Raw genomic sequence first — 26,571 nt, forward strand, 5'->3', positions numbered from 1 at the left:
TGTCTCTTTTACCTACAGTCTTTATAATCTATACCGCTGATAGCGTCAAGTTTTTTAGGACGATGGATCGCCTCTACGTAACGAACGGTGCCGCTTTTGGACCTCATGACAAGAGAGCTGGTCACTATTCTATCGCTCTCGTATCTGACGCCGGACAAAAAGTCTCCGTCGGTTATGCCTGTCGCGGAGAAGAACACGTCGTCGCTGGATACTAGGTCGTCCAGCAGGAGAACCTTGTTAACGTCAAGACCTTGCCCTGTAGCGCACATCATCTCGTCGTCGTTTTTGACCCAAAGCTTGCCCTGCATGTTGCCTCCGAGGGCTTTTATGGCACAGGCGGTTATTACCGCCTCAGGGGTCCCTCCTATGCCCATGAGTATATCCGCACCTCTGTCGGATTTACAGGTAAGGAGAGCTCCTCCGATGTCCCCGTCAGGGATGAGCTTTATCCTGGCTCCTGCCGCCCTTATCCTGGCTATAAGGTCGCTGTGTCTCGGCCTGTCCAGGACCACCACCGTAACGTCGCATACGTCTTTCGATTTGGCCTTTGCTACGTTGGCGATGTTCTCCTCAACAGAGGCCTCTATATCGACCACGTCCTTAGCCTCCGGGCCGACTACCAGCTTATCCATGTAGAACACGCACTTAGGATCGAACATAGTGCCGCTAGGTGCCATTGCAACTACGCTAATAGCTCCGCTTAAGCCGAGAGCGGTAAGCCTGGTGCCGTCGATAGGATCTACGGCGATATCCACCTTAGGACCTTTCCCGGTACCTAGTTTTTCGCCGTTAAACAACATAGGGGCCTCGTCTTTCTCTCCCTCCCCTATGACCACCATACCGTCCATATGAATGGTGTTTAACATATACCTCATAGCGTTTACCGCCGCACCGTCGGCGGCGATTTTATCCCCTCTGCCCATCCAACGGCCAGCAGCGAGAGCGGCGGCCTCGGTTCCTCTACAGAACTCAAGGGCCATATTGCGGTCTGGTGTCTTATCGTACTCCTGATCGATCATATTCCGAACCTCCCAAAAATAGCGTCTACATGACGGAAATAGTGTTCCTTAGAGAAAAGAGCCTCCAAATCCTCTTTGGTCAAAATCGACTTCACCTTAGGATCATCCCATAAAAGGTCTATAAAAGCACCTTCTCCGTCCCAACATCTCATAGCGTTGGACTGAACCACCGAATAGGCGTCCTCTCGGCTCATGCCGAAACGCTCCACCAGCTCCAGCAAAACCCTTTGGCTGAAAACCAGGCCTCCAGTGAGATCCAAGTTTTTCTCCATTCTTGCCTCGTTAACGGTCATGCCTCTGACGACCTTCTCCATAAGGCGGCACATATAGTGGATGAGGTGAAAAGAGTCGGGCCAGGCTATACGCTCTACAGAGGAGTGGCTGATGTCCCTCTCGTGCCACAGAGGGATATTCTCCAGAGCCGCCATGTGGTAGGACCTCACAAGCCTTGCCATTCCGGATATCCTCTCGCAGAGGATGGGATTCTTTTTATGAGGCATGGCGGAGGAGCCCTTCTGTTTACTGCCGAAAGGCTCCAGGACCTCCAGCACCTCGGTCCTCTGAAGGTGGCGAACCTCGGTGGCTATACGCTCTAAGGCACAGCCAAGGGAGGCCAGGGCGTAGGAGACCTGGGCATGGCGGTCTCTCTGTATAACCTGGGTGGAAACGGGATCCACCTTAAGCCCTAAAGAGGAACACACTTTTTCCTCAAACTCCGGGGAGGTGTGGGCTAAGGTCCCTACGGCACCGGAGAGTTTTCCGTAGGAGATGGACTCCTCAGCCTCTTCCAGCCTTTTGACGTCCCTCAACAGCTGGGAATACCAGTTGAGGACTTTGAGACCGAATGTAGTTGGCTCGGCGTGAATACCGTGAGACCTTCCTACACAGGGTGTATCACGATGCTTTACCGCTAAATCCCTCACACCGGCACAAAGGGACTGGAGCTGGCCTAGAAGGACCTTTATGCCCTCCTTAAGCCTGAGTGCGTTGGCGGTATCGAGGACATCGCTGCTGGTAAGACCTAGATGGATATATCTCCCGCTCTCTCCTACGTGGGAGGCCATGTCGGTAACGAAGGCTATTACGTCGTGGTGAACCTCCGACTCAATCCTCTCGATATTATCCACGTCAAAATCGCTTTTTGACCTGATTTCCTCGTATGCATCTTCTGGAATAACCCCGAGGTCCCTCCATGCCTCACATACGGCGATCTCCACCGTCATCCAGGTCCGATACTGGTTCTCTAAAGACCAGATCGCCCTCATCTCTTCCGTCTCATAGCGGTTTATCATTATCCATCGGTCCTTCCTGCTGATCTACGCCTGGTTTTACGAGGCTCTATAATTTCCAGATAGCCGAGCACGTCCCTGTCCCATCGGCAGGTAACCATCTCGGAACAATCTCCTACTTGATCCATTCTATCTTTTTTTACGATTTGGAAACCCTTTTCGATAAGCCTGTCCCATAGGGCCTTTCCCACCGACGCCCACCATCCAACGTCCTCGGCGAGGGAGCAATCGCCGCTTACGTCTTCGGCCATAAAGAAATCGCCCTCCAGTTTTGATAGAAAGATAGACAACCCACCGCAGGAAAGTAGATGCTTTCCCTGAGAAACCGCCATAGCCCTGTCCTTTGGGCCGATTTTTATCCCCCCTAGGAGGGCTTCAGCCTTAGGATTAAGCTCCAATGGGGTCACCATACGGACTATAGGGATAGGGACCTCCCACCAGACAGGCCGTTTAAGCGATTCCTTAGGGGACCTATCTATTCCTCCTTCGCTTAAGAACACCGCTTTACCGGTAAAGTCGCCGTCCACCTCTCCTTTGAGACAGGAACTTTTTTTCTCCAAAATGGATTTTATGGACCATTCTCCCAGTCCCATTCCTATAAAAGAGACGAGCCTGTCTTTGTGGATGGACCATCGTCGTTCGTTCCAATCCACCACCAACCAGTCAACTCCGGTCTCGTACAGTTTTCTCAGAAGTTCGTCGACCTCCATTGAGAGGCCACCTTTAGCCTTGGTCATCTACTAGGCGTCCTGCACTTTTGGGGATGTGCCTAAAAGGCCGTCGACAAACTCCTCTGGGTCAAAGGGGCCGAGATCCTCCACCCCTTCTCCGAGACCAATATACCTTATAGGCAGAGCAAGCTGATCCGCTATAGCTAGAACTATACCACCTTTAGCGGTATTATCGTACTTGGTTAAAACTATACCGGTCAACGGAGCAACTTCATCGAATACCTGGGCCTGCCTTAAGGCGTTTTGGCCGGTGACAGCGTCGAGAACCAAAAAAGACTCTATATCCTCCCTCTCTATCTCCCGAGAGATCACCCTGTAAATCTTGCCGAGCTCTTCCATGAGATTGTGTTTTGACTGAAGCCTGCCAGCGGTGTCGACTATCACTACCTCCGCGCCGGAGGCTTTAGCGGCGTTTATGGAGTCAAAGGTAACAGCCCCAGGATCGCTCCCCTGCTGTTGAGCTATGACCCTTACGCCGGTTCTCTCTCCCCAGGCTTGAAGCTGCTCTACAGCCGCCGCCCTGTAGGTGTCCGCTGCTGCCATAATAACCTTTTTCCCCTTAGCCTGAAAGCTGCTTGCGAGCTTTCCTGCGGTAGTGGTCTTTCCGCTCCCGTTTACCCCTACCATCACTATAACCTTGGGGCGGGAGGATAGGTCTACCGGAGCCCCCATCAGAGGTATCTTTTTTAGCTTTTCCACCAAAAGGCTTCTGAAGCTGGATAAAAGGACCTCCGGTTCCCTTATACCCTCTTTCCTGTAAATACCTTTAAGCTCCGAGACAAGAGACTCGGACAGATCGACTCCCACGTCGCCGGAGATAAGTTTTTCCTCTAGGTCAATCCAAAAATCGTCGTTTATCTTTCCAGAAAAGAGGGAAACGACTCCGTCACTCCATTTTTCCCTCACCGAAGAGAGCTTTGTCTTTATATCCTTTAAGAAGGCCATTAGCTATCCCCTCCCTCGCTGGAAACAGGTTTCTTCCTGTTGCTTCTTCGTCTCCTCTTTTTCTTAGTCGTATCGGAAGATTTTTTTTCAGGAGATTCTTGTTTATCTTTAACTACAGGCGACTGTACTGACTCGACTCCTATAGGCTTCTTTTTCTTCTTTCTCCTCCTCGGGTTTTTCTTCGCCCCTGTCTCCAGGCCAGAGGAAGGCTCTTTCTTTAAAACTCTATCCACCGACGGTCCATCGGCTTTAGTGTCCTTACCTCCGGCATCCCGAACCGGGGGGATCTCAACAGGAGGAGGAAGATCGTTGCTGGAGCTTTTCTTCCTGTTTCCGTTGGGACGGCTGTTGGGGATCATACCGTCCTCTCCTGCCAGGACTTTTTCCTTAAACTCCTCAAAAGAGTCGACCTCGACGGAAAAATGGGTTCCGTCAGGGGACCTTAGAAGCACGCTCCCCTCTTTGATATCCACCCCCATCATCAGGAAGTTGCCCCGAGGCCCTTTTATCTTGCTCCCTGGGTTAGGCAGTTTTTTCCAAAGCTCTCTGTACACGTTATGTTCGTAGCTCATACAGCACATAAGACGCCCACAGAGACCGGATATCTTACTAGGGTTGAGGGCCAGGTTTTGCTCTTTTACCATTTTGATGCCGATAGGCATAAAAGCGTGAAGCCAGTAGCTACAGCAACAGGGCCTTCCACAGGGAGCGATCCCCTTGACGACCTTAGACTCGTCTCTGACCCCAATTTGCCTTAGCTCTATTCTGGTTTTAAATTCCCTGGCTAAGTCCCTTACGTAAGCCCTGAAATCGACCCTTTGCTCCGAGGTGAAGTAGAAAAAAAGTTTTTTTCTATCCAGTAGATACTCTACATCCACTATTTTCATGGCAAGGTGATGTTCTCCCAGAAGCTGGCGAGATTTATACAAAACCCCTTCCTCCAGAGATCTATTCTCCCCATCTAGCAGTAGATCTCTGTCGGTAGCCTGCCTTACGAAGGAAACTGTCTGGAGACCGGGCTCTCCGTTTTGAACCCCTTCCTTTGAGCCCTCTTCGTTGCTTCTGACGTAAAAATCCGCCTGTTCGCCGGAGATTTCACCTGCTACTTTAGCGACTTCCTCTCCTCTAGAGGTCTCCACCACCACAGGCTCACCTGGCACTAACACCGGTATTCCCGCCTCAGAGACCAACCCTAGATATCTAGGTTTACCAAATACGGTCAAAAACACTTTCAAAAGGGTATTCCTCCTCTATGAGTAAAAAAACCATATCTCCCATCATGGAGACCGATAGATTGGTCTGACCCGCCAAAAATATCAACTGCGAAAGGTTGGATGCCTTGAGGTATAACTTTTTTTGGACAAGGAAGCCTATAAACCCCTGAAGCTCCAATATAAGTTGCTCGCGATCGAAAGAGGATATACGCTCTAACCACCCCATCCACTGGGCTTTCCCCGACGGTGGTGACAGCGGCGGAAAGGTATCCTCTTCAGGAAAAACAATAGTCCAGATCCTGCTTCTGAGGGTCGGGATCAGCCGATTTTCCTCCATAAGGAATATCAGTCGACAGCCCGCTGGAGGCTCTTCGGTTATCTTTAAAAGGCTGTTGGCGGAGTTGATGTTAAGTTTGTCGGCACAGGGAACTACCCCTATCCTGCCGGAGGAGACCACAGCCTTGAGATGTAACTCGTCGATCATCTCCCTGCACTGGTCCACCGACGGAGGCCCCTGTTCGGACGAAACGATCAGATCAGGGTGACTCCCTTCGCTCCAAGCCATACAGGAAAGGCAGCGGCCACAGCCGTCTTTATTCAGGCATAGCATAATCTTAGAGATCTCCAAGAGCAGGGCACTGTGGAGGGAACCTGAAAGACAAAGGGCTATAGCCGACGGGGTAACCTCCCCTGCAAGCTTATCCTTAAGATTGAGCCATAGTGGGCTGGATTTCAAAAAAGCAGGGATATTAAGCATCCTTTTATATCCTCCATAAGTTTAAGGGCCTTGGTCCTCTGGTTCTCCCTGAGCAAGACGTCCTCCAGCTCCTGGAGCCACTCCTCGGTCTGCTCTACCACGACAAAAGCCCTTCTCTCGGTTCTCCTCCACCGTAAATCTCTGCGCAGCAAAAAGCCCTTCAACGCCTGATCGAGAAGCTGTTTTACCAGCTCCCTGTACCTGGCGAGCACCACCCTGGAGGGTACTCTGGACAGTTTGCTCCCTATATCGTCCAGTTCTTTCAATAGAGCCTCTATCTCCACGGTCTGAACCGCTTTATCGAAAGAGCCACCGACGGACCTGGACGGCCCTCTTTTGTCGTCTTTTAGAGGTAAGCCAATACCTCCCGATCGATCCCTGGAGGTCCTCTCTATTTTCACCGAATCAGCCCTTTCAGACTATCGCACACCCTGCCAAAGACCTCTTCAGGATCTCCGCTACCATCGACGGGGACGATCCTATCGGGATAACGTCGAGCGAGCTCGCTAAACCCTTCGGAGATTTTGGACATAAGGTCAAAATCCAGCTCTATTCTATCGGAAGTCCCTCTCCCCTCCATCCTGGAGAGGGACTCCTGACGGGATAGATTGAGCCAGACGGTCATATCAGGGATTGGAAAGTCACACCAGCCAAAGATCCTCTCGACAAAACCTAGTTCAAGGCCCCTTCCGAAACACTGGTAGGCGACGGTAGAGTCTGTATAGCGGTCACAAATGACTATGTCCCCTCTGGATAGAGCTGGAATAACAACCTGAACGAGGTGCTCGCACCTGTCGGCGAGAAAGAGAAACAACTCGGTCTTGTGGTGCATCAAAACCCCGTTAAGCAGGACATCCCTTAACTTACCTCCCTCGGACCAATCCCCAGGCTCTCTGGTCAGAGTTACTGAATAACCTAAATCCCTGAGGTGATCGCACAACAGCCTGGCTTGGGTTGATTTCCCAGATCCGTCGATCCCCTCGAAGGATATAAAAAGTCCCTTACGGTGCATTCTCGAGCTAACTAGCATATAATACCCTCGTTTCCGATAAAAAAACAAAGTTAGGAGGAATACCATGAGCGATATCGCCGACAAGAATATCAATTCCAGGAGCTGGGAAAAGTATACCCCCTCGGAGATCAAAGAGACCACCGATTTTCTGATGGACATGGTAACATCCTGCAAAACAGAGAGAGAATGTGTCCGCTGGTTGAAATCGGACCTAGAGGCAAGGGGAGCCATAACCTCGGAGAATACCGACACCCTCCAACCGGGAGATGTCCTCTACATGGACTGGAAAGGACGAGCCATACTAGCCGCTAGAATCGGTAAAGAGGGGCTGGATAACGGCGTAACGGTAATAGCTTCCCACATAGACTCTCCCAGGATAGACGTTAAAGGCCGTCCTCTATACGAAGAAGGCAACCTCGCTTTCCTAGACTGCCATTATTACGGAGGTTTGAAAAAATATCAATGGACCAATGTCCCTCTGGCCCTCCATGGCGAAATTCACCGAGCCGACGGAACCACGCTACATATATCCTTCGGAGAGGATCGTTCAGAACCGGTTCTCATGATCCCAGATTTAGAGCCTCACGTGGACAGAGACATGGACAAGAGAAAGGCCTCTGAGGCGGTAGACGGGGAGGATTTGGACGCCTTAGTGGGAAACAGCCCTTCCGAGGAGGAAGACTTTCCCGTTAAAAAAGCTATATCAACGCTCCTCATGGAAAAGTGGGGCCTGGAGGAAAAGAATTTTCTATCCGCCGATCTGGCCCTAGTTCCATCGGGACCGGCCAGGTTTGCTGGTCTGGACGGATCTATGGTAGCGGCCTACGGCCTGGATGATCGAGTATGCACCGCCATGTCCTACAAAGCCTTCTGGGATATGGACATACCGGAAAAGACAGCGGTATTCGTCGCCGTCGATCGAGAGGAAATAGGAAGCGAAAGCATAGGTGGGGCCCAGGGGGCCTTTATGGACCTATTTTTACTGGAGCTGCTAAAGGCCACGGGCAAAACCCCGGACATTCTGTCTCTCAGGAGACTTTACAGCAACAGCGGAGCTATAAGCGCCGACGTAACCGCTGGGATGAACCCTCTCTACAAAAAAAACTACGTCAGGGATCAGCAGGCTCTCATGGGAAACGGAGTCGCCTTGGTTAAATTCTCGGGCAGAGGCGGAAAATACGATTGCAACGAGGCAAGAGGGGAGTTCGTCGCGTCGGTTATAGCCTCTTTAGATAGAAAATCCGTTCCCTGGCAGACCGGGAGCTTCGGTAAAGTGGACAAGGCCGGTGGAGGAACTATCGCTACATATCTGGCCAGAACCGGTATGGACACCATCGACATCGGTCCCGCCCTTTTGTCTATGCACTCTCCTATGGAGCTGGTCAGCACAGCGGACGTGACGGCGCTTTACAAGTGCTATATGGCCCTTTGGGAACACCTTCCGACCAGGGCATAAAGAGCAGGGGACGACAACTCTGTCGTCCCCTGCTCTCACGACTAAAACTCCCCAGGAAGGACCACAAGGCTCTTATCCAAAGCCCCTTCTACGTAGTAGTCCGACCTGTAAACCCTCATAGAGCCCTCTTTGATCTTTCTACGCCGAACCTCTCCAGGATACTCCCCCGTAGGAGGCAACATACCGCTTTGCCTATCGTCGGAAACGGTGGGCTGGTAGGAAAGCTCTATAACCACCTCGTTGGCCTTTTCTCTGTCCGACAATTCCTTTAACATATCGTCGAGATTGGAGATAGAGCGGTCCATCTCACCCTGTCCTCCGTCGGGCTCCCCTAAGCCTCCACCTCTCACCGTGACCTGACAAGGTCCTGCGACACCTTCCGGTATGGACAGATAGAATTTTCGGACCTGTTCCCTGGCTCTGTAGGGCCTCATATGGACCGACACCTCCACCGTATCCCCAGGACCGTAGGTCTCTTTGTCCAGCGAAATTCTATCGATGTAAAGTATCCTCGGGGTGGAGGAGACCTCTACCTCAAAATTAACCCCTAGAGGCAATAACTCTCTATAAGGGTTTAAGATCACCGAGGAGACCAAGCCCGATACCGCTTGGGCTACTCTATCGGAAATATCGTCAGGGGAGAAGTAAAAGTCCGTATGGCTCCATCCCTTATAGAGTCCCCCTCCATCGAAGGAAATGGTCATTTTAGCGGTACCGGCGCCTTTCCTTCCCCAGGTCCTATCCATAAGGCCAAGAAATACCGGGGGAGCTATCTTAGACACCAAGAAGGGGTCTGAAACTACTCTAAAACCCTTTAAGGACCGTTTTTTTTCGTCCCTGTCGTAAAGCCGAAAGGCTAGATCGACGGAGGGCGGAAAGGCACCTAAAACCCCTCCAATAGCCTGAGCCCTATCCTGGGTCACAGTCCCTATAACGTTGCCGAAAGACCCTATTTTAAAAGGCGACTCCACGCTTGGGACCACGTGGTGTATCCAGGCCTTGGTTAAAGGGTAGGCCACCGAGCCTTTTTGAATAAACGGGTGGGCAAAGGCGAGAAACCTACCGTCGGTGGAGAGGGCGGAGAGGGTCCCGGTAGCACCCAAGGTGACATCTCCCCAGGCCAAAAGGACGCCGATAGCGTCACCGGGAGATAGTTTAGCTACTGTCTCAACTACAGGACCTCCTCCTGCTCCGCCGGATAACATCACCTGAGATCCTAATGCCTCCGACAGCCGCTCCTGCGCCCTAGGTCCGACACCGGAGAGGGATAGAACCCTACGGGAATCGTAGTCACCGGAAACCTCCTCCAACTGATCAATAGGGACGCTCTTGACGAAAGGAGGTATTTTATCGGTCCAGCTGAATACCTTAGCCATATCCTCAATAGGGGTCACCAGACCTAAACGATGGTCGCTAAAGTTCCATCCATAGCCGATAGCACCGATTAGCCTACCATCGATATATACCGGACTACCGCTCATACCTGCGGCGATACCTCCGGTTTTCTCTATAACCGGGCCTTCAGCCTTTATAGCTATAAGGTGATCGGGATCGCCGTCTTGAGGTATAACGCTTATGACCGTTACAGGGAAGGATACAACCGATGTGCCGGATACGACGGTGTAGGCGACGCCCCTTTGCCCAGGCTTGATTTTATCCACGCCCATAATGGAAGTAGAAAAGGGAAAATCGGACGCAAAACCGCCGTCGATCACCAGTAGAGACAGGACAAACACAGCAAAAAACCTTTTTAGGTAATTCATCTTTTTTTCCACCTTAGATAAGCCAGAAGGAATCGCTCCAAATCCCCGTCAAGAACCGCTGAGGCGTTGCCCGTTTCGACGGAGGTACGGTGGTCTTTTACCATGGTATAGGGATGAAGCACGTAGGACCTTATCTGGCTTCCCCAGCTTATCTCCTTTTTATCGTGAAGGCTATCCAACTCGTCTTGACGGGCGATAAGGGACAACTCATAGAGTTTTCCCTTCAGGACGTGAATAGCCACGGCCTTGTTCATGTGCTGAGACCTTTCGTTCTGACATGAGACCACTATGCCTGTAGGAAGATGAGTGATCCTTACCGCCGAATCGGTCATATTGACGTGCTGCCCTCCCGCTCCACTGGACCTAAAGGTATCTATCCTTAGATCCTCGGAGCGTATCTCGATCTCAGCGTCCTCAGGTAGGTCGGGGACGACGTCTACAGAGGCAAAACTGGTGTGTCTTCTCTTCGCCGTATCGAAAGGCGATATCCTGACAAGACGGTGAACGCCGACCTCCGCCTGAAGATAGCCATAAGCCAGAGCCCCCTCCACGGTAAAGGTGACCGTTTTAATTCCTCCCTCTTCGTCCCTCTGATAGTCCAGAACCTTGGTCTTATAGCCGTTATTCTCGCACCATCTGAGGTACATCCTGTAGAGGATCTCCGCCCAGTCCTGAGAGTCCAGACCACCTGATCCTGCGTGAACGGTGACGATAGCGTTGCTGCGGTCGTACTGGCCGTCCAGCAGAAGCTCCATTCTCTTACGTTCTATTCTATCGTCGAGAGACTCAGATCTAGAAAAAAACTCATTCCTCAGGCCCTGATCGTCTTCTTCGCTCAGTAACTCCGCCAGAACCTCTAAATCGTTAAACTCATCGATAAGCCCATCCCAGTCGGATATCTGGTCCTCCATAGCCGCTAAATCGGAGGATATCCTCTGAGCGTCCTGCCTGCCCCAGAAGTCGGGCAGAGCCATTATCTCGTGAAGCCTCGAAACCTCCTGCTTTAATGCAGGCAGGTCAAAGACTTTCCTGCAGGTCGGACAGTAGAGCCTGAAGTTCCTCCAATGCTACAGATGTAGATACGGTATTCATAGTTAAATCCTCCATTTCTCTACGTACAAAAGTTACTTCGCATCATTATATCATCTACAACAACCTACGGTGATAGCTTAAGGGCTAGGATCCTTTTTTTGATGTATAATCTATAGGAATATCCTTTACCCTTATAAAGAAGGAGGTGGCTCTATGGCCCGCTTAACTGAAATGTCCAGAACCAGCGGCTGAGCCGCTAAGATAGGTCCGGCGGACCTAGAAGAAGTGCTGAGATCCTTTGAGGTTCCATCTGACGAAAGGCTGATAACCTCCTGGGATTGCGGAGAGGACGCAGCTCTGTGGAAAATAGACGAAAATAGAGTTGGCATCCTGACACTGGATTTTATTACTCCCGTCGTAGACGATCCAGGAGAGTGGGGCGAGATAGCGGCGGCCAACGCCATAGGCGACGTTTTCGCCATGGGGGGCAAGCCTTTTATCGCCCTCAATATCGTGGCTTTCCCGATCAACTGTCTCCCTGTCCAGAGCCTGAAAGAGCTGATGGACGGAGGGTACCGAAAGGTCAGGGAATCGGGGGCTTTTCTGGTAGGAGGACACAGCGTCGAGGACCAGGAACCTAAGTACGGCCTCTGTGTTTTCGGGGAGGTCGAGGCCGACTGTCTTTGGAAGGTAACCGGGGCAATGGCAGGAGACAAGCTAATACTCACCAAGCCATTAGGAGCTGGCATAATGGTCACCGGCATAAAAGCCGACATGGTAGAGGACCAACGTGCCGTCCAGGAGGGAGTAAAGTGGATGAGAACCTTGAACGACCTTCCTCTCAAGATGCCCAAAGATCTTCGGAAAGAGGTACACAGCTGCACCGACGTGACAGGATTCGGCTTCGCTGGCCATGCCCTTGATATGCTGTCAAAAAGCGACCTGAACCTGAACCTGAGTATGAGCTCACTTCCCCTCATGAAAGGGACCATGGAGCTAGCGGCGATGGGGCTGGTCCCTGCAGGGGCCTACGCCAACAGGTCCCTTTACCAGAGCAAAGTAGACGGACTGGAAGGAGAGGACCCTTTACAGGACTTTCTCTTCGATCCCCAGACCAGCGGAGGCCTATTATTGGCGGTGTCTCCTGAGAGATCAGAGGAACTACTTGAGTTCGCCATAGAGGCGGGATTCGAGAAGAGCGCCATAATAGGAGAGTTCTCCGAAGGCTCAGGCCGTCTAGTGCTTACTTAAGGGAACCTCCAAATACGATGATCCTCGGAGAGATCGTTCCGACGGAGCCCTGGACAGGGCGAAACGGCCTCTCCGAGGAAACTCGAAGGTGATTTTTTAGTCTCTTACGTTTCTTAAGACGTTCCAGACCGCCAGGTAACGGTCGTATAGGGCACTTACAGGATCAACGTCGACATCTAGAGGACGCACTACGACTATAGGATATGCTCCCGGAGGCAGGGACAACTGAAGGCCGGAGCGGTAGTCCAAAAGCAGGGCATCGTAGCCCTCCATAGATCTGATTAGTTCGCCTAAAGCCCTGTCCCTCTCTTTTGCCCTTTTCTTCGTTAGCACTTCGTCCACCATAGCCCTGACCTTTCCGTCGTCATGGGTAACAGTGCATCCAGTGGCCCGAAATAGGCGATCCTGAGAGCCCGAGAGGTCGAGAATACTGGCACCGGCGAGGAGTTTTCTCCCCATCGAAACGGTACTATCTAGTCTGCTCTGAAACTCCGCTAGTCTTCTTTGGTAATACTCGTACCCCTGGGGATCGAGATCGGCCATAGCCACCAGGACCCTCTGTCCTATAAAAGGCAGGGTCCCTGGATCGGAGAAGACCTGTGCCAGGTTTTGACTGTCGGGAAAGTCCCTGTAAAGGATCTCTACCCTTGCAGACTCCCCTAACGACCCTCTGAAGGATTTTATTTCCTTCCTGTCCATAGCCATAGCTTTTTTTGTGGCATCCAGATCTTTTTCCCTGAATTTTACAATCTCGCCCTCCTTATTCCATCCGGAAAGGGGTACGACTTTAACGTTCACCCCGCCGATAAAGGCGACAAGGGCGGCCAGCCAGGGGTTAGTCACAGCTATATTCCACCTGGCCTCCGCCGCTACAGGCGTAAAAATCGACAGGGCCAGGACGATAGGGATAACCTTCGTCCTGGCCTTTATTATTTTAAGCCTCATCGACCTTTCTGCTTCCGGGCTTATAGGGCTTACTTCCGTCTGCACACAGAGGGCAGTCATCAGGGGAGTAGACAGGGAAAGATACCTTCCAAAGGGACAGAGGATCCCTCTTGAGCCTGTGATTGCCGCCGCTCCTGTCAACTATGCAGCAGGTGTCCTCCCACAGACACCCTGCAGCCTCCAGATGCTCTCGAACTTCCTCCGCCGAACCACCGGTGGTTATAACATCCTCTACCACGACGAATTTCTTGCCCTCAGGAACCGGAAAGCGACGAAGCTTCATGTTACCCTCCTCCCTCTCGCAGAACAGAAAGGGAACACCGAGAGCCCTGGCCACCTCGTGGCCTATTATCAAGCCACCGACCGCAGGGGAAACTACGAAATCGACCTGCCTACCGGAAAGGGCGGAAGCTATCTGAGCACCTGCGTAGGCGGCGTTATCGGGAAAACGGAGCATCATAGCGCACTGCATATAGTGACCGCTGTGCTTCCCGGAGGTCAAAAGGAAATGCCCTTTAAGATAGGCGCCGGAATCTACCATCATTTTTTCCAACCGCTGCTGAACTTCACTCATTTGCTCAACCCCTCCTGGATAGACTGAGATATTAGGGACATGGCCTGGTCGATATCCGGTGCGGTATAGATAGGACGTCCCATCACTACGTAGTCCGCGCCGTTACGAAAGGCATCGCAGGGGGTGGCTACTCTGGTCTGGTCGTCTCCCCCGGGGGTCAGTCTTACTCCGGGGACTACCTTCAACAGATCGGGAGAGGCCACGGAGGCTATTATAGGCAGGTCCAAAGGAGAGCAGACTACTCCGTCCATGCCACAATCTCCACAGAGCCATGCCCTCTTTTTAAGGGCCTCATCCATGGGACAGCCGGGGGTAGCCTCGGCCCAGACCTCCTCGCTGAAACTGGTGAGTACGGATATCCCAAAGAGCTTCATAGAGGAACCCATCTTATCTCTGGCGGCCACAGCTTCCTCCATCATCCTTCTTCCACCGGCGGCGTGAAGGGTCAGGGACCATAGCCCTATATCCCCAAAAGCCTCTACCGCTATCTTTATGGTGTTAGGGATATCGTGGAGCTTTAGATCCAGGAAAACCTTAAATCCGTAATCCACCATTTCCTTGACGAAAGAAGTTCCTCCCAAGGCGAAGAGCCTGGGGCCTATCTTAACGTAATCGACCTTTCCTTTTACGACGTCCATAGTCCTTCTGGCTGTCGCCAGAGAATCCACATCCAACGCCAGAATAAGGGGCAAAGAGTCCCGGTTCATAAAAAACCTCCTAAAATATCTATCTGGCCACGCCGACCAGCTCGGAAACGTGTTTTACGCCTTCCGCCTCCATGTAACGAGAGAGGCCTTTACAGATGGACTCAGGCATATGAAGGTCCCTGAAAAGTCCGGTTCCTACCTCCACCGCCGAGGCTCCCGCCATAACCATAGAGAGGAGGTCCTCCCAGGAACTCACCCCGCCACAGCCTATTATAGGAATGGACACCGCACCGGCGACCTGCCATACCAGTCGCAAAGAGAGGGGGAAGACGGCGGGACCGGAAAACCCCGCTACCTTACGGGCGAACACCGGCTTTCTAGCCTTGACGTCCATCGCCATACCTAGCCAGGTATTAGCTACCACCAGAGCGTCAGCGCCGGACTCCTGAGCCGCACGACCTACAGCCTCAGGATCGGGGGCCTGAGGGGTCATTTTTACCCAAAGGGGGCCAGACCAGCGGGATCTGACCATAGAGACCGCCTGGCCGGTCAAAACGGGGCTAACTCCCCAGGACATACAGCCGTGATCCACGTTAGGACAGGAGACGTTGAGCTCTAGGGCAGTTATACGGTCGGAAACCGGCACAAGCCTCTCCACCATCCTTATAAGTCCTTTCTCGTCCTCCATGGATACGTTGGCGATTATAGGCACACCTCTGCCCTCTAATTCGGGGAGTTTTTTGTCCACAAAATCGTCTATGCCGGTGTTCTGAAGGCCTATGCTGTTGAGAAGCCCACAGGGAGTCTCCCACACCCTTACCCCCGGGTTACCCTCTTTTTTACCGTCGGTTATGGCCTTTGAGCATACCGCCCCGACATGACCAAGGAGATCGTCCCTCCAGAGTTCTTCGTCGTATCCCCAGGTTCCTGAGGCGATAACGATAGGGGTTTTCAGGGAAACCGACCCAATTTTAACCGAAAGATCAGCCATTCCAGACCACCTCCTGGAGGTCGAACACCGGGCCGTCGGCACAAACCCTTTTTTTGCCCGAGGAGGTCTCGATAACGCAACCGGAGCAGGCCCCTATTCCACAGGCCATCCGGCTCTCCATACTCACCTGACAGTCTTTTAGCCCCATATTAGCCATAGCGGCCATCATAGGACCAGGACCGCAGGCCATCACGGAGACGTCTTCATCGGGGCTTAATCCTTTCAGGGAGTTGCCTTTTGACCCTAAAGAACCGTCGTCGGAGAAGACCTCGAGCTCAGGACATCTCCTCTTTAGCCACAGGACAAAGGACTCCCAACGGCCGTTAGGGACCCCTAGAACGAACCTTCCAGCTCCGAAACGATCCCTGGCGAAAAGCAAAGGGGCAGATCCTAAGGTTCCTGCGACATAAACAGGGGAAGATGAGGGCTTTGAGAACCCTCTACCCATAGGTCCTCGCACGACTAGGGGATCGCCGGGCTTCCTCTGGGCTAACATCTCGGTTCCCCTACCGACGACCTGGAGAAGTATCTCTATATCATCCCCGATCACTCCGGCCACCGCAAAGGGCCTCATCAGCAGAGGGTCAAGTCCCCAAGCGGGATCCCTCAACAGGATAAACTGTCCCGGCTCCACCTCACAGGCCAATTCGGGACATCTGGCCCGCAGATAGACCACATCCTCACCGATAAGCTCTACCGAGGTTAAAACCGCAGAATAATCGTCTACGCCACGCCCCATGAAACCTCCCCCTCTCAGATCAACAGCCTAAAATACCCGAAGGACCGGAGGAAAGACAGTGGATAAGCCTATCTTTAGGGATCTGAGGGCACCTACTCTCCCTGACCTCAAAGAGACTATCGATCCACCTATCGTAGTCCGTTCCGCCGAAAGGGGCTTCCTCGAAAGGAACCATCCTCTCCTCCTCGGATATACCTACGTAACCGCTGGTAACTACGTCCACCGTACCGTCGCCTATGGCCTCCCACAGAGCCTTCTGTTCTTTCTCAGACCTAAGGGGCACCGCCGTCTTAAAAGACGGATCCCAGCAGGAGTTTATCAGATCCTCCTCGGTTAGGCACAGACTTGTCGCTACGACGGAACAGCTACAGTTCAACCCTTCGTCTTTAAAGGACCTGATGATCTCGATGGACCTGGCGGTGGATATGCCGTGAAGATGGACCGAAACCCCCGACTCTCTCGATAGCTCCAGGGCTCTGAATACACCGGTAGACTCGGCTACCGATGGAAATCCCTTCATGCCGGAGATACTTGAGGCCCTCCCCTCGGCGACCTGGGAATCGGAGGTCATGGACATATCGTCAGGTATGAGCGCAAGCCGACAGTTCATGTCGGAACAGTAGGACATAACGGTCCTCAAAAGCTTGCTATCTCCGCCAAGTCTCCGTCCTCCGTACAACAGGGAGGTTCTGGAGATCTCTTTGAGCTTTCTCATCTCCTTCATCGAGCCATCCTGTCCTACGGCACAGGGAATGGACCGTATATCCACACCTCCGGTGAGTCCATCTCTAACGGGAGAGACGATCCCTACAGAGGCTATTCCCTGATCCTTTGCCTTTAAGGCAAGCTGATCCAGAGAGACGCTGCCTAGGTCGACGAAAAGGTCTACGAATCCCATTATGCCACACCTCCAAGGCAAAGGTCCAATATGGCCATTCTGGCGGCCACTCCGCTTCTGACCTGATCAAGTATCAGATTATTTGGTCCGTCGGCTACGGCAGAGGATATCTCGACCCCTCGATTGATAGGGCCAGGATGCATTATCAAAGTTCCCTGAGGTATCGACTCGGTAGACGCGCCGAAATAACGATGATATTCGTCCGTAGAGGGGAAGAATTCCTCCTGCTGCTGCCTTTCCTTCTGGATCCTCAGAAGATAGACTATTCCGGCGTCTTTAACCTCCTGGAGGCCATCGGGACGGTAGACGCCGCCGAGGCTTTCAACATCCGCAGGCATCAGGGATTTAGGTCCTGCGAAGGTTATACGAGCTCCCATGGTGGAAAAAGCTCGAGCGACGCTTCTGGCCACCCTGCTGTGCCCTACATCTCCCGCTATCACCACCGGAACTCCGTCCAGGCTTCCTAGGGCCTCGGTGGCCGACAGGAGATCCAACAGAGCCTGGGTCGGGTGGCTCCTGGCACCGTCGCCACCGTTTATGATAGCGACACCGGGAAGGAGCTTCTGTAGGAAGAGGGGAAAGCCAGCCCTGCCATGGCGAACCACTAGACCATCGATTCCCATCGCCTTTAAAGTCCATGCCGTATCCCTGAGGGTTTCCCCTTTCGACAGGCTCGATCCCGAAGAGGACCAGTCTATAACGTCGGCACCGAGAAGCTTTTCGGCCATCTCAAAGGACACCTTAGTTCTGGTGGAGGGCTCGAAGAAAAGGTTGACCACCACTCTGCCCTTTAATATGTCTTTCTTTCTACCGGACGTCGAATCCAGCGATCTTTTGTAATCGGAAGCAAGACCTAAAAAGACCTCGTAGTCCTCTCTGGACCAATCGCAAAGATCGGTCAGACCCTTTCTTTCCCAGCTCATATAGCGACCTCCCTGTCACAGATAACAACTCTGTCCTCTCCGTCCAGTTCCTTAACCTTTACCTCAACGATTTCGCTACTCGATGTAGGGACCATTTTCCCCAGATAATCGGGCTGAATGGGAAGTTCTCTGTGTCCCCTGTCTATCAATATGGCGAGCTGAACCGACGCCGGCCTTCCTAGATCCATCAGAGCGTCCAGCGCAGCCCTGATCGTCCTTCCGGTGAACAGCACATCGTCCACTAAAACCAGATTCTTGCCGGATATGGATACCGGAATCGACGTGCTGTGAACTACAGGATCGTCCGATAGCACCGCTAGATCGTCTCTGTACAGGGTTATATCCAGCTCCCCTGAGGGTATCTTGCTTCCCTCAGAATCTCTGAGCATATTCCTTATCCTGGAGGCCAGATGGACACCACGCCTCTGAATTCCCAGAATCACCAGATCCCCTACTCCACGGTTTTTCTCGACTATTTCGTTGGCTATTCTGCGAAGGACCCTATCCATGTCCTCTTCGGTCATTACTATGGTTTTTTCCCTTAAGTTCAAGACATACGCCTCCTAACCGTCAGGCTGGAGGAATTATATCAGGGCAAAAACTTTTTTGCAACCGGTTGCACTTATTTTTTTGAGGTAAAAACGATCTCCCCGGAGATAACCGTCATAACCCCTCGGCCCTTTAGGGACATTCCTGCGAAGGGGGTATTCTTGGCCTTAGAGAGGAAATGTGCGGGATCGACGACCCAGCTACTCTCCATATCGACAGCCGTCATGTCGGCCACCGATCCAGGCCTGAGAGAGCCGCCGGGAAGGCCAAAAAGAGCGGCAGGGGTGCAGGACATAGCCTGAACCATCCTAGAGAGACCTAGTTTTCCCTTCCCTACAAGCTCGGATAAAATCAAAGAGAGGCAGGTCTCCAACCCAACTATTCCGTTAGGAGCCTCCATCATAGATTTAGCTTTCTCGTCGTCGCTATGAGGGGCATGATCGGTAGCAATGACGTCGATAGTGCCGTCCGTCAGGGCCTCTTGTAGAGCCAACGTATCTTTTTTTGTCCTGAGAGGTGGACTCATTTTTCCGTTAGTACCCTTTGTAAGAACGTCATCGTCGGTTAGAAGGAGATGGTGAGGGGTCACCTCAGCGGATACCTTTATCCCATCTGCCTTGGCTTTTCGGATAATATCCACCCCTAAGGCGGTACTCACGTGTTGGACGTGAACATTGGCCCCCGTTTTGGCGGCAAACAGGATATCCCTCTGTATAATCGCCTCCTCCGCTGTGGCATCGACTCCCTGGAGGCTCAGCCTTTCGGAAATAGCCCCTCTGTTTATGGTCCGGTCACCCCAGAGCAGCGGATCTTCGCAGTGGACGGAGATAGGGAGACCGAGAGAGGCTGCTTTTTCAAAGGCCTTCATCATCACCGACGGATCGGCTACGGTCAGACCATCGTCGGAAAAGGCAACAGCGCCGGAGGCCGCCATAGCCTCCATAGGAGCCAGCTCCCGCCCTTTCAGCCCTAAAGTCACCGCCCCTACGGAGTTAAACCTTACAGGGGAGGCTTTTCCTTTCTTCATAACCGAGGACAGGACATCCACCGAATCCACCGTTGGCGAGGTGTTCGCCATGGCGATCACCTGAGAAAATCCCCCTGATACCGCCGCAAGACCTCCGGTGTAGATGGTCTCCTTATGCTCCTGCCCTGGCTCCCTAAAGTGGACGTGGACATCTATGAGACCGGGGAAAAGAGTCAGCCCATGGAGATCTACCTCCTGGACGTCACCTTCGTGAAAAGGCTTTCCCTTTCCTATCCACCCTACGTATCCATCCTCCACCAGAATATCCATCTGAGAATCCAGATTTTGACTGGGATCTATTACCTGAGCACCTCTGAAAAGTTTTCTCAAAACCATCGCTCCTCTCTACTTACCTTTCCATTATTCTCTCTAAAGCTCCCACTAAAGCCCTGTATCCAGGCCTTATCCTCTCCAATTCCACCTCTTCCGATGGATTGTGGCTTATCCCCTCCACACAGGGAACGAAGATCATGGCGGTAGGAATGGAGGAGGCCACGTACATAGCGTCATGACCGGCACCGCTTGGCATATCGGTCCACCTAAGGCCAAGGTCATCGCACACCTCGCCTAAGAGACGGCGAAGCCCTCCATCCAGGACCACTGGATCTCCTTTGGAGAGGAGGTTGAAATTAAGTTTTACACCTCTAGAGAAACATATACCCTCTATTGCGGACCTGATCCTTTCGTAGGCTCTCTCCAGACTTTCTTTCTTTATGCCTCTTAAATCTATTTTTAAATGAGCCTTTCCCGGCACGACGTTCATCGCTCCAGGCTCTATGCGACAGACCCCTACGGTTGCCACCGTTCCGTGAAGGTATTCGTCTATGCCCACCGACTCCACCGCCAAAACGATCTCTGACGCTGCGGCTAGAGCGTCTTTTCTCATGTTCATAGGACAAGCGCCGGAGTGATCCGCCCTGCCCTCTATGTCCACAGCCATTCTAGTAGGGGCGGCGATAGCCTCGACGACCCCTACGTCTATCCCCGACCTGTGCAGAAAAGGCCCCTGTTCTATGTGGACCTCGAAAAAAGCCTTAAGACTGGAGGGAAGCAGCCTGGAACGGCCCATCCATTCAGGGGAGAGTCCGAAATCCCTCATGGCCTTGAAGAGGATCACGCCGTCGTCGTCTTTATAGCTAAAGCAGTCTTTGAGGGTTAGATATCCCGTAATCGCCTTGCTGCCTACGTTGGCGATACCGAAACGACTGGATTCTTCACCGGAAAAAACCATAACCTGAAGGGGATAGCGGTGGTTAGGGTTATTCTCCCTTATCTCCTTAGCAGCACCTATCGCCATAGCGACCCCTAAGACACCGTCGTAAGGGCCTCCCTGGGGCACCGTGTCTATATGGGAGCCAAGGGCCACAGGAGGAAGGCCATCCCCTATATTTCCCACAGTACCGATAATGTTTCCTACCCTATCCACCTCCAGAGAAAAGCCCAGTGCCCTCATCAACGCCATAAGCTCCTCCCTGGCCCTGCGGTCCTCCTCACGAAAAGCCAGCCTTGAAAAACCTCCAGCAAGGTCTTTCCCGTGAAGGTTAACCTTCTTAAGGACATCAAGGCACAGATCAAACCCAGAAAACATCGCCATCACCCCTTTAGATAGATACGCATATGGTAGCATAAAGGCCCCTCTACAGAGGGGCCTTTATGCTCTAAGGATAGACCAGTCTCGGCAGGAAGGTCGATATAGCCGGGACGTAGGTTATAACCAACACCGCCACAAAACTGACCAGTATAAAACGTCCTACCGCAGGGATTATCTCCGACATAGGAAGACCGGTAACGCCGTTGGCGACGAAGAGATTAAGACCAAAGGGAGGGGTGAAGTTCCCTATGGACAGGTTTGCCACCATGACGATCCCTAGATGAAGGGGATCTATACCCATCCCTGAGGCTATAGGGGAAAACAGAGGGGCCAGGATTATTATGGCCGCTATACCTTCCATAAACATGCCGACGATCAGAAGAATCACGTTGATCATGGCCAAAAACATCCACGGAGAGGTCACGTTGGCCACAACCGCCGAGGTGACAGCCTGAGGGATTCTAGCCACCGTTAGAAACCAGCCGAAAGTCTGAGCTGCCGCCACCAGTATTAGTACCTGGGCACAGGTCACAGCGGACCTAAGACACACGTGATAGAGCTTTTCCATGGTGATCTCCCTGTAGATAAAGATCCCCACGAACAGCGAATATACCACCGATATCCCTGCCGCCTCGGTGGGGGTAAAAACCCCCATGTAGATCCCTCCCAGGATTATCACAGGGACCATGAGAGACCACACGGCGTCTTTGGTTTTAGTCCATATCTCGCTCCAGGAGGAGGGCTCGGAGACGGCGAGATCGTGTTTACGGGAGAATATCCATATGTAGACGACACCTGCTAACCCGTAGACTACTCCGGCGCTTATGCCTGCCATAAATAAAGACCCTACCGACGTTCCCGTCGCCGCTGCGTATATTATCAAGGTGATACTCGGAGGGATAATAAGGGCCACCGATCCGGCGGAGGTGATGAGCCCTGCGGAAAATCCCTTTGGATATCCCTCCCTGACCAGCTCAGGGTAGAGGAGCTTCCCCATGGCCACAACGGTAGCAGGACTGGAGCCGCAAAGAGCACCGAAAACCATACAGGTCACCTGGGTGGTGTAGGCCAAACCTCCTTTTTTACTCCCGACCAGACACCTGGTCCAATCCAGTATCCTTCTGGACAGACCTCCTGTGTCCATGACGTTGGCGGCGAATATAAAAAAAGGCATGGACATTAGGGCAAATTTATCTATTCCACCGAAAGCCTTCTGGATTATGACCATAGGAGGCATCGACGTAAAACAGATAATCGAGAGCAACACCGCACCGTTAAGGGCTATGAATATAGGGATGCTTCCAAAAAGGGCCGCTATAAGGGTACATATTAAGAGAGTTGTCATACTCTCCCTCCTTTCGCCGCTATGGCCCTTTGAGAGAACCTAACCGCCATAAGTCCGCATCCTAAAGGGATAGCCAGGTAGACTATCCACATAGGGAGCTTCAGAGCAGGAGAGACCTGACCGGTCTTTAAGGTAAATAACACGATCTGCCCACCGTAGGCGGCCATAGAACCACAAAAAAGAGCGGACAGAAGATAGACCGTTCTATCCGCTTTGAGCCGAGCGGACTCGGAGAGTTTACCCAGGAGGAAATCCATCCTTATATGGGCTCCCTGCCTCACGCAGATACTGCCTCCTATGAAGGTAATCCATATCATCAGATACTTTATAAACTCCTCCGCCCAGCTGGTGCTGGAGCTAAAAAGGTATCTTAGAGTTACGTTGACGAACAGAACCAGTGCCGTGGTTAAAATAGCAGCGGCACAGAAAAAATCCTCCAGCCTATCTATGAACCTCCACATAAAAATCCCCCCAAAACCCCCAGGAGGCGGGGAGAATTCTCCCCGCCTCCTGTATACGAAACGCAAAGAGACAGCTAAAGGACACCTCTAAAAACTCTAATCCTCGGAGAGATCGTTCCGACGAAGCCCATTTGAGCCCGTATACTCGACATGCCGTCGTGTAGTCGAATGGGGCGACAGGACGTCGCCCCAAGCCGAGGGGGCACAGGACGTGCCCTCCGAGGCGATTCGTACGAAACAGGCAGGTCGGAGTATACGATTGGGCGAAACAGGGCGTAGGCGGAACGATCTCTCCGAGGGGACTCGAAAGTTAGTTTTTAGAGTTTTCCTAAAGCTACTGTTCTACAGCCTGATAACAGTCGTTGAGAAGCTCTTTTTTAACGTCAGTATCGGCAAACTCCTCGTGAACCGACCGGCTTCTATCGAAAAACGCCTTGTGCTCGTCCTCGGAAAGGTAGGTCACAGAGATACCGGAAGCTTTTATCTCCTCCAGGAACTGAACCTCTTTTTCCGCCTGAGCCGCTCTCTGTAGCTTTCTGGCCTCCTCCTCAGAACGGACTATAAGGTCTTTGGCGTTATCGCCTAGACCGTTAAACCAGTTGGCGTTCACGACGAAAAGGTAAGCCAAAAATCCGTGGTTGCTCACTATGAGCCTGTCCTGAACCTCGTAGAGCTTGTTCATGGCGATAGTCTGAATTGGGTTCTCCTGGCCATCTACGACCCTCTGCTGAAGGGCGTTGTAAAGCTCGGCGTACTCTATAGGAATGGGATTAGCTCCCCAGGCTTTATACTGAGCTATAAGGAGAGGAGAGGGCATAACCCTTATCTTAAGCCCCTTAAAGTCATCTGGAAGTTTTATATCGTGCCCTCTGGTAGTGAACTGTTTAAAGCCGGAAGCCCAAAGACCGAGGGTAACCAGTCCCTTTCTCTCGGTGAAGGCGTAAAACTTCTTTCCCACCGGTCCATCCATAACGTCGTAAAGCACCTCCGACGAAGGCCAAAGGAAGGGGAAATCGATTATCTTAAGCTCGTCGACGAAAGGAGTCAGGACGGCCACCGGCTGTACGGTTATATCGATAGTGCCCATCTGGGTGGCCTCGGTCTGCTCCCTCATAGAACCCATCTGCATAGAGGGGAATACCTGTACCTTCATGTTACCGCCGGAGCCCGCCTCCACCAGCTCTTTAAACTTCTCCGCTCCCATATCCTCAGGACTGCCGACAGGCTGATTATGGCTCAGCCGGATGGTCATCTTGGGATATTCCTGAGCTATAGCGGCCATCGGGGTTATGGCGAAAAGACAGATCAAAGAAAACATCAAAAAACGCTTCATAGTTGCACCTCCATAGAATATGGTTATTCTCCCTATCGTAAAAACAGGGATATGGGTGATTATACCAAAGAGGTCAAGGCTCTGCGACCGGTTGCAGAGCCTTGAGACCTATCTCCGCAGCCTTAAACTCCGCCTCCTTTATCGACTTTCCCTTAGACTTACTCAGTAGCTTGCCACTAACCCAGAGTTCGACGACAAAGGTCGGGTTATGGGATGGACCTATCCTTGAGACCTTTCTGTACTCCGGTAGGGCCATACCTCTCTCCTGGAGGACTTTCTGTATCTCTGACTTAGGGTCTATGGCGACGGTATTTGAGGTAGTCCCAGGAAGGCACCCTTTAAGGTGAAAGTTCAGATACCCATCGATAACGGACAGGGCTGAGTCAAATCCACCGTCCACATAGACGGCGCCGAAGACCGCCTCTACCGCGTCGGAGTAAACCGAGGAGAGCCTGCCACGTCTACCTTCTTTTCTCACACCGCTGTTAACCCTCAGAAGATCGTCGATACCAATCCACTTGGCCCAGGGTAAAAGGGCATCACCACAGACCAACCTGGACCTTATCCTGGTAAGATCCCCCTCTTTGAGGTCTGGCCTATCGTTAAAGACTTTGGTGGATACCGCCAGTTCCAGTACAGCGTCTCCCAGGTATTCAAGACGTTCGTTCCACGAAAAAAGCCCTGACTCATGGGCGTAGGACGAATGAGTCAGGGCCTCCTTAAGCAGTTCGGCGTCTCGAAAGCGGTATCCCAGTTTGACCTGAAAGACCTTAAGAGCTTCCTCCCACCTCTGCCCATACATAGGAAAACCTATATGCGGCAGCGTTCTACGGCCAACACGCCGTTATGTCCACCAAATCCAAAGCTGTTCACCAGGAATCTGTCTACCTTGGCTTCGGTGGTCTCGGTCACCACGTTTATGTCGCAATCGGGATCTTTCTCAAAAAGGTTGAGGGTCTTGTGGACGATCCCCTCCTCGACGGATTGGATAGCCGCTATGGTCTCAAGGGCACCAGCGGCCCCAAGACAATGTCCTATCATGGACTTTGTGGAGTTGACCATCATGGTATCCGCCCTGTCACCGAATAGGGTCCTTATGGCCAGAGACTCTATCTTATCGTTTAGAGGGGTAGAGGTCCCGTGGGCGTTGATGAGATCTACCTGATCGATCGCCCATCCAGCCTGGTCCATGGCCAACTTCATAGCCCTTATGGCCCCATCTCCCTCGGGATCGGGAGCGGTAATATGGCCTGCGTCACAGGTTGAACCGTAACCGACGATCTCTCCGTAGATGTGGGCACCTCTCTCTATCGCCCTGTCTAGGGTCTCAATGACCATAACCCCTGCGCCTTCCCCAAGGATAAACCCATCTCTATCCTTCTCGAAAGGCCTGCTTGCGGTAGCAGGATCGTCGTTTCTGGTGGAAAGGGCCTTCATCGCAGCAAAACCGGCCACACAGATGGACCTCAACGCCGCCTCGGTTCCTCCGCAGAGCATGACGTCGGCGTCGCCTCTCTCTATGGTGCGAACCGCCTCTCCGATGCTGTGGATAGATGTAGCACAGGCGGTCACGACGCACATATTCGGTCCCTTGGCCTTATGCCTTATGGCGACGTAAGCTGCGGACATATTGCCTATCATCATAGGGATGAAGAAAGGGCTCACCTTCCTGGGACCTTTGGTCATCATGGTCTGGAAACTCTCGAAGCAGGTCTCTATACCACCTTGACCGGAGCCTATATAAACGCCAAATCTATGAGGATCCAGGCTCTCAGAGGTTAGACCAGCGTCCTCCATTGCCATATCGGACGCTGCGATGGCGAACTGAATTACCCTGTCCGCCCTTTTGGCCTCCTTGTTAGGAAGCCACTGGGTGGGGTCAAAATCCTTGACCTCCGCCCCTATTTTGACGGAGAAGTCCGTCGCGTCAAAACAGGTAACAGGTCCAACGCCGTTCTTACCCTCTTTGAGAGCCTGCCAATATTCTTTTTTTCCGTTTGCGATAGGGCTGACTACCCCTAGCCCTGTTATTACGACTCGTCTGTCCTTCAAGGATCTCCACTCCTTAACGGTCGAGGA

The 26,571-nt window shown here is 52.4% G+C and carries 27 protein-coding genes; 2 read left to right on the forward strand and 25 right to left on the reverse strand.

Annotated features, from left to right (window positions below):
• Window positions 1-8: 8 nt before the first annotated feature.
• Genes glpX through tmk form a run of 8 tightly spaced genes read right to left on the reverse strand, consistent with a single transcriptional unit; the run spans window position 9 to window position 6,985 of the window.
• On the reverse strand, window positions 9-1,019 hold the full coding sequence (gene glpX / locus B9Y55_RS01055; RefSeq protein ID WP_085543494.1) for a class II fructose-bisphosphatase: 1,011 nt from the start codon (window positions 1,017-1,019) through the stop codon (window positions 9-11).
• A complete protein-coding gene (gene purB, locus B9Y55_RS01060) occupies window positions 1,016-2,311 on the reverse strand; it encodes an adenylosuccinate lyase (RefSeq protein ID WP_085543495.1) in 1,296 nt (431 codons plus the stop codon). Before purB ends, glpX begins: the two co-directional genes overlap by 4 nt.
• Window positions 2,311-3,045 (reverse strand): hypothetical protein, encoded by a 735-nt coding sequence (locus tag B9Y55_RS01065; protein WP_085543496.1) that lies wholly within the window; start codon window positions 3,043-3,045, stop codon window positions 2,311-2,313. Before B9Y55_RS01065 ends, purB begins: the two co-directional genes overlap by 1 nt.
• A gap of 3 nt (window positions 3,046-3,048) precedes the next feature.
• A complete protein-coding gene (gene ftsY, locus B9Y55_RS01070; protein ID WP_085543497.1) occupies window positions 3,049-3,984 on the reverse strand; it encodes a signal recognition particle-docking protein FtsY in 936 nt (311 codons plus the stop codon).
• Window positions 3,984-5,213 (reverse strand): PSP1 domain-containing protein, encoded by a 1,230-nt coding sequence (locus B9Y55_RS01075; RefSeq protein WP_234986077.1) that lies wholly within the window; start codon window positions 5,211-5,213, stop codon window positions 3,984-3,986. The genes ftsY and B9Y55_RS01075 overlap by 1 nt, the downstream gene beginning before the upstream one ends.
• Window positions 5,191-5,934: a hypothetical protein gene (locus tag B9Y55_RS01080; protein ID WP_159448181.1), complete on the reverse strand. Its 744-nt coding sequence runs from the start codon at window positions 5,932-5,934 to the stop codon at window positions 5,191-5,193. Before B9Y55_RS01080 ends, B9Y55_RS01075 begins: the two co-directional genes overlap by 23 nt.
• Window positions 5,931-6,356, reverse strand: a complete 426-nt coding sequence (locus B9Y55_RS01085) for a DUF327 family protein (protein ID WP_085543500.1) — start codon at window positions 6,354-6,356, stop codon at window positions 5,931-5,933. The genes B9Y55_RS01080 and B9Y55_RS01085 overlap by 4 nt, the downstream gene beginning before the upstream one ends.
• On the reverse strand, window positions 6,353-6,985 hold the full coding sequence (tmk, locus tag B9Y55_RS01090; RefSeq protein WP_234986070.1) for a dTMP kinase: 633 nt from the start codon (window positions 6,983-6,985) through the stop codon (window positions 6,353-6,355). Before tmk ends, B9Y55_RS01085 begins: the two co-directional genes overlap by 4 nt.
• Window positions 6,986-7,031: 46 nt before the next feature.
• Between tmk and B9Y55_RS01095 the strand changes: the two genes are divergently transcribed.
• Window positions 7,032-8,423, forward strand: a complete 1,392-nt coding sequence (locus B9Y55_RS01095; RefSeq protein WP_085543502.1) for a zinc-binding metallopeptidase family protein — start codon at window positions 7,032-7,034, stop codon at window positions 8,421-8,423.
• 41 nt (window positions 8,424-8,464) lie between these two features.
• Here B9Y55_RS01095 and B9Y55_RS01100 read toward each other — a convergent pair whose 3' ends face one another.
• Together B9Y55_RS01100 and prfB are read right to left on the reverse strand one after the other, a co-directional pair.
• Window positions 8,465-10,186, reverse strand: a complete 1,722-nt coding sequence (locus B9Y55_RS01100; protein WP_085543503.1) for a SpoIVB peptidase S55 domain-containing protein — start codon at window positions 10,184-10,186, stop codon at window positions 8,465-8,467.
• A protein-coding gene (prfB, locus tag B9Y55_RS01105; RefSeq protein WP_143340761.1) for a peptide chain release factor 2 occupies window positions 10,183-11,278 on the reverse strand; the annotation gives its coding sequence in 2 pieces (ribosomal slippage) (window positions 10,183-11,205 and window positions 11,207-11,278; 1,095 coding nt in all). The genes B9Y55_RS01100 and prfB overlap by 4 nt, the downstream gene beginning before the upstream one ends.
• 153 nt (window positions 11,279-11,431) lie before the next feature.
• Here prfB and selD point away from each other — a divergent pair.
• Window positions 11,432-12,469, forward strand: coding sequence for a selenide, water dikinase SelD (gene selD / locus B9Y55_RS01110; RefSeq protein ID WP_085543505.1), 1,038 nt, complete (start codon window positions 11,432-11,434; stop codon window positions 12,467-12,469).
• A 96-nt stretch (window positions 12,470-12,565) separates the two neighbouring features.
• Here the strand turns inward: selD and B9Y55_RS01115 are convergent, their stop codons facing one another.
• From B9Y55_RS01115 to fabF, 15 genes are all read right to left on the reverse strand, one after another.
• Window positions 12,566-13,414 (reverse strand): hypothetical protein, encoded by an 849-nt coding sequence (locus B9Y55_RS01115; RefSeq protein ID WP_085543506.1) that lies wholly within the window; start codon window positions 13,412-13,414, stop codon window positions 12,566-12,568.
• A complete protein-coding gene (gene pyrE / locus B9Y55_RS01120) occupies window positions 13,404-13,988 on the reverse strand; it encodes an orotate phosphoribosyltransferase (protein ID WP_085543507.1) in 585 nt (194 codons plus the stop codon). Before pyrE ends, B9Y55_RS01115 begins: the two co-directional genes overlap by 11 nt.
• Entirely contained in the window at window positions 13,985-14,695 is a 711-nt protein-coding gene (gene pyrF, locus B9Y55_RS01125) for an orotidine-5'-phosphate decarboxylase (RefSeq protein ID WP_085543508.1), read from the reverse strand. The genes pyrE and pyrF overlap by 4 nt, the downstream gene beginning before the upstream one ends.
• A gap of 19 nt (window positions 14,696-14,714) precedes the next feature.
• Window positions 14,715-15,626 carry a dihydroorotate dehydrogenase gene (locus tag B9Y55_RS01130; RefSeq protein WP_085543509.1) on the reverse strand — a complete coding sequence of 304 codons (912 nt, stop codon included), beginning with the start codon at window positions 15,624-15,626 and terminating at the stop codon, window positions 14,715-14,717.
• Window positions 15,619-16,365, reverse strand: coding sequence for an iron-sulfur cluster-binding protein (locus B9Y55_RS01135; RefSeq protein WP_085543510.1), 747 nt, complete (start codon window positions 16,363-16,365; stop codon window positions 15,619-15,621). Before B9Y55_RS01135 ends, B9Y55_RS01130 begins: the two co-directional genes overlap by 8 nt.
• Window positions 16,366-16,384: 19 nt before the next feature.
• Window positions 16,385-17,263 (reverse strand): amidohydrolase family protein, encoded by an 879-nt coding sequence (locus tag B9Y55_RS01140; RefSeq protein WP_085543511.1) that lies wholly within the window; start codon window positions 17,261-17,263, stop codon window positions 16,385-16,387.
• Window positions 17,263-18,186 (reverse strand): aspartate carbamoyltransferase catalytic subunit, encoded by a 924-nt coding sequence (locus B9Y55_RS01145; protein ID WP_085543512.1) that lies wholly within the window; start codon window positions 18,184-18,186, stop codon window positions 17,263-17,265. Before B9Y55_RS01145 ends, B9Y55_RS01140 begins: the two co-directional genes overlap by 1 nt.
• The gene (gene pyrR / locus B9Y55_RS01150) at window positions 18,183-18,737 is read right to left on the reverse strand and encodes a bifunctional pyr operon transcriptional regulator/uracil phosphoribosyltransferase PyrR (protein ID WP_085543513.1); all 555 of its coding nucleotides are present in this window, start codon (window positions 18,735-18,737) and stop codon (window positions 18,183-18,185) included. Before pyrR ends, B9Y55_RS01145 begins: the two co-directional genes overlap by 4 nt.
• A 71-nt stretch (window positions 18,738-18,808) precedes the next feature.
• Entirely contained in the window at window positions 18,809-20,098 is a 1,290-nt protein-coding gene (locus B9Y55_RS01155; RefSeq protein ID WP_085543514.1) for a dihydroorotase, read from the reverse strand.
• 13 nt (window positions 20,099-20,111) lie between these two features.
• Window positions 20,112-21,350, reverse strand: coding sequence for a Zn-dependent hydrolase (locus B9Y55_RS01160; protein ID WP_085543515.1), 1,239 nt, complete (start codon window positions 21,348-21,350; stop codon window positions 20,112-20,114).
• 70 nt (window positions 21,351-21,420) lie between these two features.
• Entirely contained in the window at window positions 21,421-22,698 is a 1,278-nt protein-coding gene (locus B9Y55_RS01165) for a TRAP transporter large permease (protein ID WP_085543516.1), read from the reverse strand.
• Window positions 22,695-23,159 (reverse strand): TRAP transporter small permease, encoded by a 465-nt coding sequence (locus B9Y55_RS01170; RefSeq protein ID WP_085543517.1) that lies wholly within the window; start codon window positions 23,157-23,159, stop codon window positions 22,695-22,697. Before B9Y55_RS01170 ends, B9Y55_RS01165 begins: the two co-directional genes overlap by 4 nt.
• 334 nt (window positions 23,160-23,493) lie before the next feature.
• Window positions 23,494-24,492, reverse strand: coding sequence for a TRAP transporter substrate-binding protein (locus B9Y55_RS01175; RefSeq protein ID WP_143340762.1), 999 nt, complete (start codon window positions 24,490-24,492; stop codon window positions 23,494-23,496).
• 73 nt (window positions 24,493-24,565) lie between these two features.
• A complete protein-coding gene (gene rnc / locus B9Y55_RS01180) occupies window positions 24,566-25,294 on the reverse strand; it encodes a ribonuclease III (RefSeq protein ID WP_085543518.1) in 729 nt (242 codons plus the stop codon).
• An 8-nt stretch (window positions 25,295-25,302) separates the two neighbouring features.
• Window positions 25,303-26,544: a beta-ketoacyl-ACP synthase II gene (gene fabF / locus B9Y55_RS01185; protein WP_085543519.1), complete on the reverse strand. Its 1,242-nt coding sequence runs from the start codon at window positions 26,542-26,544 to the stop codon at window positions 25,303-25,305.
• Between the last annotated feature and the right edge of the window lie 27 nt (window positions 26,545-26,571).

The organism is Dethiosulfovibrio salsuginis (assembly GCF_900177735.1).
GTDB classification, from domain to species: Bacteria; Synergistota; Synergistia; order Synergistales; family Dethiosulfovibrionaceae; genus Dethiosulfovibrio; species Dethiosulfovibrio salsuginis.

Bases quoted from the DNA above. Each gene is read 5' to 3' on its own strand.
- B9Y55_RS01115 (WP_085543506.1), bottom strand. From the start codon at position 13,414: ATGAGGCTTAAAATAATAAAGGCCAGGACGAAGGTTATCCCTATCGTC.
- B9Y55_RS01100 (WP_085543503.1), bottom strand. From the start codon at position 10,186: ATGAATTACCTAAAAAGGTTTTTTGCTGTGTTTGTCCTGTCTCTACTG.
- ftsY (WP_085543497.1), bottom strand. From the start codon at position 3,984: ATGGCCTTCTTAAAGGATATAAAGACAAAGCTCTCTTCGGTGAGGGAA.
- B9Y55_RS01065 (WP_085543496.1), bottom strand. From the start codon at position 3,045: ATGACCAAGGCTAAAGGTGGCCTCTCAATGGAGGTCGACGAACTTCTG.
- glpX (WP_085543494.1), bottom strand. From the start codon at position 1,019: ATGATCGATCAGGAGTACGATAAGACACCAGACCGCAATATGGCCCTT.
- purB (WP_085543495.1), bottom strand. From the start codon at position 2,311: ATGATAAACCGCTATGAGACGGAAGAGATGAGGGCGATCTGGTCTTTA.
- pyrF (WP_085543508.1), bottom strand. From the start codon at position 14,695: ATGAACCGGGACTCTTTGCCCCTTATTCTGGCGTTGGATGTGGATTCT.
- B9Y55_RS01175 (WP_143340762.1), bottom strand. From the start codon at position 24,492: ATGAAGCGTTTTTTGATGTTTTCTTTGATCTGTCTTTTCGCCATAACC.
- pyrE (WP_085543507.1), bottom strand. From the start codon at position 13,988: ATGAGTGAAGTTCAGCAGCGGTTGGAAAAAATGATGGTAGATTCCGGC.
- B9Y55_RS01170 (WP_085543517.1), bottom strand. From the start codon at position 23,159: ATGTGGAGGTTCATAGATAGGCTGGAGGATTTTTTCTGTGCCGCTGCT.
- B9Y55_RS01160 (WP_085543515.1), bottom strand. From the start codon at position 21,350: ATGTTTTCTGGGTTTGATCTGTGCCTTGATGTCCTTAAGAAGGTTAAC.
- B9Y55_RS01095 (WP_085543502.1), top strand. From the start codon at position 7,032: ATGAGCGATATCGCCGACAAGAATATCAATTCCAGGAGCTGGGAAAAG.
- B9Y55_RS01135 (WP_085543510.1), bottom strand. From the start codon at position 16,365: ATGGGGCGTGGCGTAGACGATTATTCTGCGGTTTTAACCTCGGTAGAG.
- rnc (WP_085543518.1), bottom strand. From the start codon at position 25,294: ATGTATGGGCAGAGGTGGGAGGAAGCTCTTAAGGTCTTTCAGGTCAAA.
- B9Y55_RS01165 (WP_085543516.1), bottom strand. From the start codon at position 22,698: ATGACAACTCTCTTAATATGTACCCTTATAGCGGCCCTTTTTGGAAGC.
- B9Y55_RS01140 (WP_085543511.1), bottom strand. From the start codon at position 17,263: ATGGGATTCGTAGACCTTTTCGTCGACCTAGGCAGCGTCTCTCTGGAT.
- B9Y55_RS01145 (WP_085543512.1), bottom strand. From the start codon at position 18,186: ATGAGCTGGGAAAGAAAGGGTCTGACCGATCTTTGCGATTGGTCCAGA.
- B9Y55_RS01155 (WP_085543514.1), bottom strand. From the start codon at position 20,098: ATGGTTTTGAGAAAACTTTTCAGAGGTGCTCAGGTAATAGATCCCAGT.
- tmk (WP_234986070.1), bottom strand. From the start codon at position 6,985: ATGCTAGTTAGCTCGAGAATGCACCGTAAGGGACTTTTTATATCCTTC.
- B9Y55_RS01130 (WP_085543509.1), bottom strand. From the start codon at position 15,626: ATGGCTGATCTTTCGGTTAAAATTGGGTCGGTTTCCCTGAAAACCCCT.